The organism is Azospirillum griseum (genome assembly GCF_003966125.1).
GTDB lineage: Bacteria > Pseudomonadota > Alphaproteobacteria > Azospirillales > Azospirillaceae > Azospirillum > Azospirillum griseum.
The window spans coordinates 1-8,856 of the sequence record NZ_RXMA01000062.1 but is presented as its reverse complement, the minus strand read 5'-3'; the positions used below and the strand labels follow the sequence as shown (position 1 = coordinate 8,856).

At 62.9% G+C, this 8,856-nt stretch carries 7 protein-coding genes and 1 pseudogene; 5 read left to right on the top strand and 3 right to left on the bottom strand.

Features of this window, described 5'->3' with window-relative positions:
* Positions 1-83 precede the first annotated feature (83 nt).
* Genes EJ903_RS25790 through EJ903_RS25780 form a run of 3 tightly spaced genes read right to left on the bottom strand, consistent with a single transcriptional unit; the run spans position 84 to position 3,326 of the window.
* Entirely contained in the window at positions 84-341 is a 258-nt protein-coding gene (locus tag EJ903_RS25790) for a hypothetical protein (RefSeq protein ID WP_126620741.1), read from the bottom strand.
* A complete protein-coding gene (locus EJ903_RS25785; protein WP_126620740.1) occupies positions 322-2,490 on the bottom strand; it encodes a Mu transposase C-terminal domain-containing protein in 2,169 nt (722 codons plus the stop codon). The genes EJ903_RS25790 and EJ903_RS25785 overlap by 20 nt, the downstream gene beginning before the upstream one ends.
* Entirely contained in the window at positions 2,487-3,326 is an 840-nt protein-coding gene (locus EJ903_RS25780) for a TnsA endonuclease N-terminal domain-containing protein (RefSeq protein ID WP_126620739.1), read from the bottom strand. Before EJ903_RS25780 ends, EJ903_RS25785 begins: the two co-directional genes overlap by 4 nt.
* Before the next feature lie 130 nt (positions 3,327-3,456).
* Here EJ903_RS25780 and EJ903_RS25775 point away from each other — a divergent pair, with 130 nt between their 5' ends.
* The 5 genes and pseudogenes from EJ903_RS25775 to EJ903_RS25755 form a co-directional block, all read left to right on the top strand.
* Positions 3,457-4,764 carry an IS701 family transposase gene (locus tag EJ903_RS25775; RefSeq protein ID WP_126620738.1) on the top strand — a complete coding sequence of 436 codons (1,308 nt, stop codon included), beginning with the start codon at positions 3,457-3,459 and terminating at the stop codon, positions 4,762-4,764.
* Positions 4,765-5,134: 370 nt separating this feature from the next.
* Positions 5,135-5,413, top strand: a complete 279-nt coding sequence (locus tag EJ903_RS25770; protein WP_126620737.1) for a type II toxin-antitoxin system RelE/ParE family toxin — start codon at positions 5,135-5,137, stop codon at positions 5,411-5,413.
* Positions 5,413-5,751, top strand: coding sequence for a HigA family addiction module antitoxin (locus tag EJ903_RS25765; protein WP_126620736.1), 339 nt, complete (start codon positions 5,413-5,415; stop codon positions 5,749-5,751). Before EJ903_RS25770 ends, EJ903_RS25765 begins: the two co-directional genes overlap by 1 nt.
* A 957-nt stretch (positions 5,752-6,708) precedes the next feature.
* A complete protein-coding gene (locus EJ903_RS25760; protein ID WP_126620735.1) occupies positions 6,709-7,545 on the top strand; it encodes a hypothetical protein in 837 nt (278 codons plus the stop codon).
* Between the two features lie 39 nt (positions 7,546-7,584).
* Positions 7,585-8,775: pseudogene (locus EJ903_RS25755) on the top strand (ISAzo13 family transposase); the annotation flags it as partial.
* Positions 8,776-8,856: the final 81 nt, after the last annotated feature.

Sequence of the window (8,856 nt, the reverse complement as noted above, 5' to 3'; positions counted from 1 at the left end):
TAACCCCAAACGACTTCCATCCAGAGTGGAACTACACCATCGCTCCCCGGGCGGAAAACAACGTACTTAATTTGGCGTGATTCCTAACCTTGCCGGATGAGTGCCGAAAGCCGTACTTCCAGTTGTAGATGACGTTCGAGGGGCACGAAGTAGCGACCCAACCGTTGCAGGCAGTGGCAGCGAAGGTGGGCCGGGTATTGCCGTTCTTCTTCGCGATGGAGCGGCAGCTGAGTCAGGTTCCGCAGGGCATCGGGAATCGATAGAACCGGCGGCAACCGGTTGATGAAGGGGTTGTCCCGGTATTCCGGCAGTTCAGGAAGGTCAGCGTCGTCCCTTGTCATCCTCACCTCCGTCTTCCAACCGGTTCAGGATGTCCGCGATGCTCGGGAAGCTGTAATCCTCGTCGGCGGGCGGGTTTGGCGTGAACGGGACCACCTTGCCGCCGCGCTCACCGCTTGCCTCCGGACCGAAGCGGAACGCCTCACGGTCCTGGTTCGATCGACGTTCGTTTCGTCGGTTGTCCCTGATCCTTTTGATCTTTTGGCGGTCGGTTTCCAGCACGGCAGGAGACGCCGCCTTCATGGCTTGGGCCTCGGCGACGACGTCTTCAATCATATCCGTCAGATTGATTCGCCCGCCAAGAGCCTGGTGCTGCTGTCCCCGGTCGATACGACGATCCTCCTGACGCATCTGGTCGATTTCCCACAGCGTCTTCCCCTGGTAGGGACGGCTTCGGTCGGTCAGGTTGCACGCGACGAAGCGCGACGGGTTGGTTCCGTCGTGCAGGTAGATTTCGTCGAGGCAACGCGGTTCGTACGAGACCCGGACAGTCCAGGTACCCCGTTGGCGTGCCCGCTCGAACCAATGTTCCTCGATCGCCTTTCGGCAGCTGAAGAAGCAGCCGTAGAAGCGGATACCCTGCGCCGTGACGGTCGCCTCGCCGGACGGCAGCAAGCTCAGCTTTACGAGGTCCGGCGGGAAGGACCGCAATGTTCCGCTTCGCCGCGCCGTCCCCCACTCCCACAGGTCAATGGCAACCGTCGGCACACCATCGGCGATCATTTCCGGCAGCTTGTCGTAGCCCCGAATCACATGGTGATTGTTGTAGTAGAGGATGCAGTGAATGATGATTCGCGTGAATTGATCGATGTCCAGGAGTCCGTCAAGGCGGTAATCCCGACCGCCGCGCTCCTGGAAGTCGTCTGCGATGTAGCCGGGCGTATAGGCCTTGAACTTGGCCGGTAGCATGCGGAACCGCTGTTCGACGATGCCCTTCCAATCGGCCCGGTACGGAGCGGCGTTTTCGACATGAACGCTGAGTGTGTTGATCAGCGTGTCGATCATGTTGCCGGCGATCTCGCCACGGTCGCCGAGCAGGACATCCGGCAGATAATGGCACGGCCAATCGGAGTCGGTAATCTCCACCCCGAACTGTCGGCAATAGGTGACCTTTTCCGTGGCGGCGTTGGCCAACGCCATCATGGCGCCGACCCAGGACGGTCCCTCAAACCCGATGTACACGCCCACGATCATGCGGCTGAAGACGTCAATGACGATGTAGACCACGGGGCGGCCGACGATCTTGTTCCGATTCAGCCGGGACACGAGGTAAACGTCCCCAATGGTTGCGTCGATCTGGTATCGAGAACCGGGACCGATGGTTTCCCTGGTCGAGGAACTCAGCAACGCCCGGCAATCCTTGTCGTAGACGCGTGGCGTCCGGCGGATGCGCTCGATCTGGAAGACGTCGTTGTCCTTGACGTACCAGTAACGGAACTGACGGGGGCTCGGGATGCGGGCTCGCGGAACAAGCATCTGTCGCCCGGTTGCCTCGTCGATAGCCGAGTCGGAGTAATGAAGCCGGATCAGGTCTTCGTAGGCACCACTGAGGTCAAGTTCCTTGTTCGTTGCAAAGCGGCGGGTGATGACCGCTCGAAAGAGGCTCCGCACATCGGCATCGATGACAAGATTTCCATATCCGTTGGACACCAGCTTGAGCTTTGTTTGTTCGGTGATTGCCCTCTCTTTCCCAGGTGCGCCGCACCTCGCGTAGTCGGGGAGCAGGGCGTTTCGTGTCATTCCCCGCTGCCAGTACCGTCGGAGTAGACGATACAGGGTTTGGTTGGTAACGCCGCTGGCCACCATGACGCGGCGGATCGCTCGGCCGCGCGATTGCATGACGAAGATTGACGGCTGGTCCTTCACCAAAGGCTCGATCAGCGCCCAAGCGGCATCCCGTTTCGCCTTTTGGTCGTCCGGGACGCCGGTCTCCGAAACGGGGGCAAGCCAGGGATCGTCATCACGGATCAGAAGCGCATCCTGCTCGATGAGCGCTTGGACATCGGTCATCTCCCGAAAGGCCGGCAAGGCGGTCGCGGCGTCGACCTCAATGACGAACAGGCCGCGGCCCATGGGATCGATCCACAGAACACGCTCGGTTCGCTGATCGGCGGTGGAGGTGAGTAGCTGGTTGACCAGGGGCGATGTCATCCGGCGGCCCTCCCCAGTCCAGACGACACTGCGCGGAAGCGCTGCAAAGACGCGGTGTCGTCCAAGGGTTCCGACATGTTGCAGGTGATCGCCTTCGTGGCCAGCAAGTGCCGAATCAGCATCAGGCACGTTCCAGGTGGCATGGCCAGATGGGTGTCCATGGCACCGCAGAAATGGCGCAAGGGTTGGTCCGCTGGCCATCCCTCTACCTCCCTCACGACCAGCGCCGCCTTCTCGGCGAGATAGCCGGGGTGCGGTTGGCTGAGATCGTCCAGCGAGCGGAAGTTATGAACCCAGGCCACGTTGCGGATTATCGTGGTGGGAATGTCTCGTTCCGTGACGATGCCCCAATCCACGCCCCGTTCCGACCAGTAACGCCGCTCGATCTCCAGCTTTTCGATGGTTCGCGGCTTATCCAGTTGATCGGCTGGTTTGACGGCGCGCGCCAGCGTGACGAACCGTCCTTCGCGGACGACGTCGACCACGATGTCAGTGGTCATTACCAACGGCGTCTTGGTGGCGATGTCCACCGAATGCTTGATGCCAAGTTGCTCGGCGATCCGCTGTGTGGTCGGCCGGTCGAGCGGGAACTGTTCGCGGATGTCGCGCACCGACTCCGACCAGTCGAACAGGTAGAACAGGCCGCACTCGATGTCCGACAGGAGATGATGGATCCGTCCCGTCGTCCATCCCCGCAACCGGTGGGAGCGTCCCGTCGACGGGACGTCCTGGATGGTGAGCCAAGGCTTGTAGGACGCTCCGGTTCCTTCGCCGCGCCCTTCCTTTTGGAAGCGGGCGATCTTGTCCTCGTCGAAGGAGTACCGTTTCCGGGCCATGATGCCTCCGGGGGCGGCTACCTCTTTCGAAGATACGCCGCTCCCGGTTAATTCTACTGTGTCATAAAATATGGAATTGGATAACGGTTTGTTGTAGAAGGTGGATTCATGCTTCGCTCAGAGAGGCGGTATGGCTCTCCTTGGAACCGCTGGCGGCAGCGAATCACGGTTTTTAGCGTATGTCGAGCGTCTGGCGCCGACTTTGGATCACGCTGATCGCGCCGTGCCGTTTCGCGCCTATTGCACGGGATTGCTCCTTCCAGGCGAGCGCAAGAGCGTTGAGCCGATGGCGGCGCGGGTAGAGCCGGGCCGTGTCGGCGCGGCCCATCAATCCTTGCATCATTTTGTCGCCAAGGCGGCGTGGGACGATGCCGCCGTGCTGGCCGGGGTGCGCGATCTGGTGCTTCCGGCGCTGTTGGAGCGCGGCCCGATCCGCGCGTGGATCATCGACGACACCGGCATGCCGAAGAAGGGCCGCCATTCCGCTGGCGTGGCGCGCCAGTATTGCGGCCAAATCGGCAAGCAGGACAATTGCCAAGTCGCCGTTTCGCTGTCGCTGGCGACCGATCACGCCAGCCTTCCCGTCGCCTTCCGGCTGTACCTGCCGGAGGCATGGGCCGGTGACGCTGAACGCCGGGCGCGGGCCGGCGTCCCGGACGGTGTTTGCTTCCAGACCAAGCCCGCCATCGCGCTGGACCAGATCCGCAGGGCCATGACGGCGGGTCTGCCGCCGGGCGTGGTCCTGATGGACGCGGGCTACGGCAACGACACCGCCCTGCGCGACGGCGTGACCGCACTGGAACTGACCTATGTCGCCGGGGTCCAGTCCTCGCTGACCGTCTGGCCGCTCGGGGTGGAACCCTTGCCGCCCAAGCCCTGGAGTGGCAGAGGACGGCCGCCGAGGCGTTTGCGCCGCGCCCCTGGACATGAACCCGTGTCGGTGAAGGCTCTGGCCGAAGGGTTGGCGCCGGAGATGTGGCGGCCCGTGACATGGCGCGAAGGCACGAACGCCCCGCTCGCCTCCCGCTTCGCCGCCGTCCGCGTCCACCCGGCCCATCGCGATGAGGAGCTGGCGGAGCGCCGCCCGGAGGAGTGGCTGCTGATCGAGTGGCCCGAGGACGAGGAGAAGCCGACCAAATACTGGGTGTCGACGCTGCCGCAGACAATCTCGCTCGACGCCTTGGTGGAGACCGCCAAGTTGCGGTGGCGCATCGAACGCGATTATCTGGAACTCAAACAGGAGCTTGGCCTGGGCCATTACGAGGGCCGAGGATGGCGTGGATTCCACCATCATGCCACGCTGTGCATCACCGCCTACGGCTTCCTAATCAGGGAACGGGCGGCGATTCCCCCCTCAGGACCATCCCCCTCCGGGCGCATCGAAACGCCTGACCTTCCCGAAGGCTTCCGGCTACGCGGGGCCGCCATCGCGCCCTGAGCGACACGTCTCGACCTCCATCGCCACCCTGCGCATCGACATCGCCAGAAGGCTCGCCCGAACACTCCAGCGATGTCCGTGCTGCCATCAATTGCGCACTTTATGACACAGTAGAATTAAGCACAAGCTGAATTAGGATGAGACTTTATGCGTCAGGATGACACATTCACGTTCAGGATGAGACTTTAGCGTCCGCGTACAAGAACAGCTGCGCAAGCACAACATCGCAACGCCTCCGCGGAACGCCAAGGGCCTCATCCCACGAGATCTATAAAAGGAGGCACGGCGGGAGGAGCATTACCCATAAGGTAACAAATCCCTTGCGGCTGCGGTCGAAACGCGTTACCTTAATGGTAACGGAGAGGTGGCGATGCCAATCGTGGCGATCAAGCATAAAGGACTGCGGGAGCTGTTCGAAAACGGACGATCCGGCAAGGTCGCCAAGAACCTGCAAGCCAATGCCATCCTCATTCTGGATCATCTGGACGGCATCACGGAGCTGGAAGACTGTGAAGGCGTGAAGGATTTTCACCCGCTCAAAGGCGACCGAAAGGGCGACTACAGCATGCACGTCTCGGGCAACTGGTGCATCACGTTCACCTTCGACGGGGCCGACATCACCGTCCTGGACTTGGAGGATTATCACTGATGGCCGCGCTTCGCCGAAACCGCCGTCCGACCGTGCCCGGAGCGATCCTCAAGGCTCACTACATGGAGCCGCGCGCCATCAGCGTGACCGCCATGGCGGATGCACTGGGGTTGAGCCGGAAGCATGTCAGCCAGATCGTGAACGGCCATAAGAGGGTGGAGCCGACCACGGCGGCCCGCCTGGCGCTGGTGCTTGGCACCACGCCGCGCTTCTGGATGAACCTGCAAGCCGCCGTCGACGAGTGGGACGCCTCGGTCGAAATCGCTGGCTGGACGCCCAGCGCGACGTTCGCGCCGCCGTTGCCGGTCGGCAACGATGCAGCAACCCCGGCGGCATAGGGCCGTCCATCAAAGGAGCCGTGGCGAACATCGGGCTTGACCCGGACACCTTCTCGTCGGCCAGCCTTCGGGCTGGGAACGCGCAGGGAAGTCGGTGACACCGGTGGCACCACGGTATGGTAGAATCAGTTTCGGACTATGATGGGACGAGGGTGTGTCGAAAGCACGGAAACGCTGGGGCTGGGCACCGGAAGCGCTCGCCCTGCAGGAGAAGATCGAACACAGGCTTACCGATCTGGCTGCGGCTGGCCAAGGCTCTCCGTACTGGGTCTACGTCATCCGCGATCCGACGACCGGAGACCGGCGCGACTGGACAACCGGTGACCCGCTGTACGTTGGGCAAACCGAGGACGTTGCGCGGCGGGCTAGGCAGCATCTTCGGGCGGGCGGCGAGGCATCTGAGCCTGGTGCCAGCCCCTTATACCGGCATCTCCACCGGATTATGGCCGACGGTGCTGTCCCAGTGTTCCAACTTGCGGAACCGGCTGGCACGCGGCTGGCGGCGCTGACCGCCGAGACCCGTTGGGCACTCCGGCTGGGGCAGCATTTCGGTCTCTACAACGACTGGCCTGAGCATCGAGGGAGGTCAAACGGCCCGCTGTTCGGCGCATCAGAGGTGCCCGTCTTCCGAGTCTGGACCCTATCCGTCGAGGAAGCCGAAGCGGACGACATCACGCTCACCATCCAGTGCCCGCAATGTCGGCTGAGGGTGGACCTGCCCTATTCGGCTCTCCGGCGTGTTTGCTCCATGGGCACGAGCCTGCTAAACCTCCGCTACGCCGTTGCATGCCCTGGCTGTGGCCGAAAGCCATGTTTGACGCCGATCCCTCCAAAACCAGAGAGCGCTGCCGCCGGTGGAGTATCAACACCTGCTCGACGAACTTCGCACCGACCTGGTGAATGATCAGTATGATGCGGCTGCGGCTTGACGTGTCGCCGTCCATGTAAGGAGCACTTATGCCGGCAACACCAGAGTTCGCTTTCGATACCGTGGAGACCACAACCCTTGCAGGTTTGGTACACATTACCTTTGACGGACTCATCCATAATTCGAGAGACGGCCGCCCTATTCATGCCGCGTGGCGTGAGCGCCTGAAGGTGACAGCCGATGAGGATCTATATGATGCCCTGTCGCTGATCCGCCGCACCATTCTGGCGCTGGTCGCTCAGGTTAGCGCTTCGCCGCGCATCAAAGACGCCAACCGGCCTCGGCATCAGAGCGTGGTACAAGGTTTCGCGAACGCAACGACACTGGAGGTGATGCCTCATCAGATGAGCTCGCTCCATAGCTCGCTGAACGACGACCGCATGCACGCCTTGTCCACGTTGGACGAGTTGCTTCACAACGAAGATCCGCTCGCCATTCCGCCGACCGGACCTCTTGTCGAATTCATGGACATACTCCGCGCGATAAGGGCCGACCTCGATAGTCTTGATGCTCTGCCCCCCACCTTTCGAGACCATGTTCGGCGCCAGATCGATCGCCTCCTGTGGACACTCGGCATGGCTGGGATTCTTGGTGCCGATGCGGTCTTTGAAACTGCCGTCCAGGCATTCAGCGCTCTTCGCCACTTGCCGCCCGTTCCTGAGACTGCCGGGCCGGACGCAGCCGCCCTCAGCGAGCGCCTGCAGAGCGTAGGCAGGCGGATCTTCGCCTTTCTCGATGCCGTCGAGACAGCCAGAAAGCGCGCGACGAACGCCGGTTATCTGTTTGCCGGAGCGGGCATAACCGTTGCTGGTCTCCTTAGGAGCCGCGCAGGAATGAGTGAATCGGGTTCGCTGTCAGCGAGATAGAGGATTCTCGTAGTTTGTTGCGGCCGGTATGGTCGGGCGATGATTGACGAAGATGCGATCCGGTGCCGTTTCGAGGCGCTTCGGGACCGATTGGATGAGCGTGGCCGGCGGTTGTTTGCCGCGGCCGAAGTGCGCGCGGCAGGTTATGGCGGCTTGGCCGCCGTGGCGCGGGCGACGGGGCTCGCCCGCAGCACGCTGGGGCGTGGGCTGAAGGAATTGGATCAGCCGCCGTTGCCGGCCGGCCGGCAGCGACGTCCCGGCAGTGGCCGGCGGCCTCTGACGGATCTGCGGCCGACGCTGCTGGACGACCTGCGGCGCCTGGTCGAGCCGGTCACATTGGGCGATCCGATGCGCCCGCTGCTCTGGGTCTCGAAGAGCCAAGCCAAGCTGGCGGTGGCGCTGCGCGGGCTGGGGCACACGGTCAGCGCCAGCAGCGTGCGCCCGCTGCTGGCGCAACTCGGCTACAGCCGGCAGGCCAACCGCAAGGCCAACGACGGTGCCCACCATGCCGACCGCGATGCCCAATTCGCCCACATCAACGCGCGCGTGCAGGCCGCCCAGGCCGCCGACCAGCCGGTGATCTCGGTGGACACCAAGAAGAAGGAACTGATCGGCAATTTCCGCAACGGCGGCAGCGATTACCGCCCCGCGGGCCGGCCACGCCGGGTCAACGTCCACGACTTCGCCGACCAGGAGCTCGGCAAAGTCGTTCCGTACGGCGTCTACGATCTCGCCGCCAACACCGGCTGGGTGAGCGTCGGCATCAACCACGACACCGCCCAATTCGCGGTGAACGCCATCCGCGGCTGGCTGGCGAAGATGGGCCGCGAGCGCTACCCGGCCGCCGAGCGGCTGACGATCACCGCCGACTGCGGCGGCTCCAACGGCGCACGGGTGCGTCTGTGGAAGCTGGAGCTGCAGAAGCTGGCCGACGAGACCGGCTTGACCATCCAGGTCAGCCATTATCCGCCGGGCACGTCGAAATGGAACCGCATCGAACATCGCCTGTTCTGCCACATCACGCAGAACTGGCGCGGCCGACCGCTGACCAGCCGGCTGGCCGTGGTCGAGTTGATCGCCGCGACCACCACGACAACCGGGCTGCGCGTCGAAAGCGCTCTCGACACCAAAACCTATCCCAAGGGACATTGGTGCACAAATCGGCAGACTGGCAATCGAAGAGGGCTGCGGGTAAAGGATTGGCCCCTTCTGGAGCCGAGAGCCGGATGCCGTACAAGGCGAACGAAAGCCGTCGTCACAAGATCCCGAAGGCCCGCTATCGGGTTGAGAACTGGGCAGCTTACGATGCGG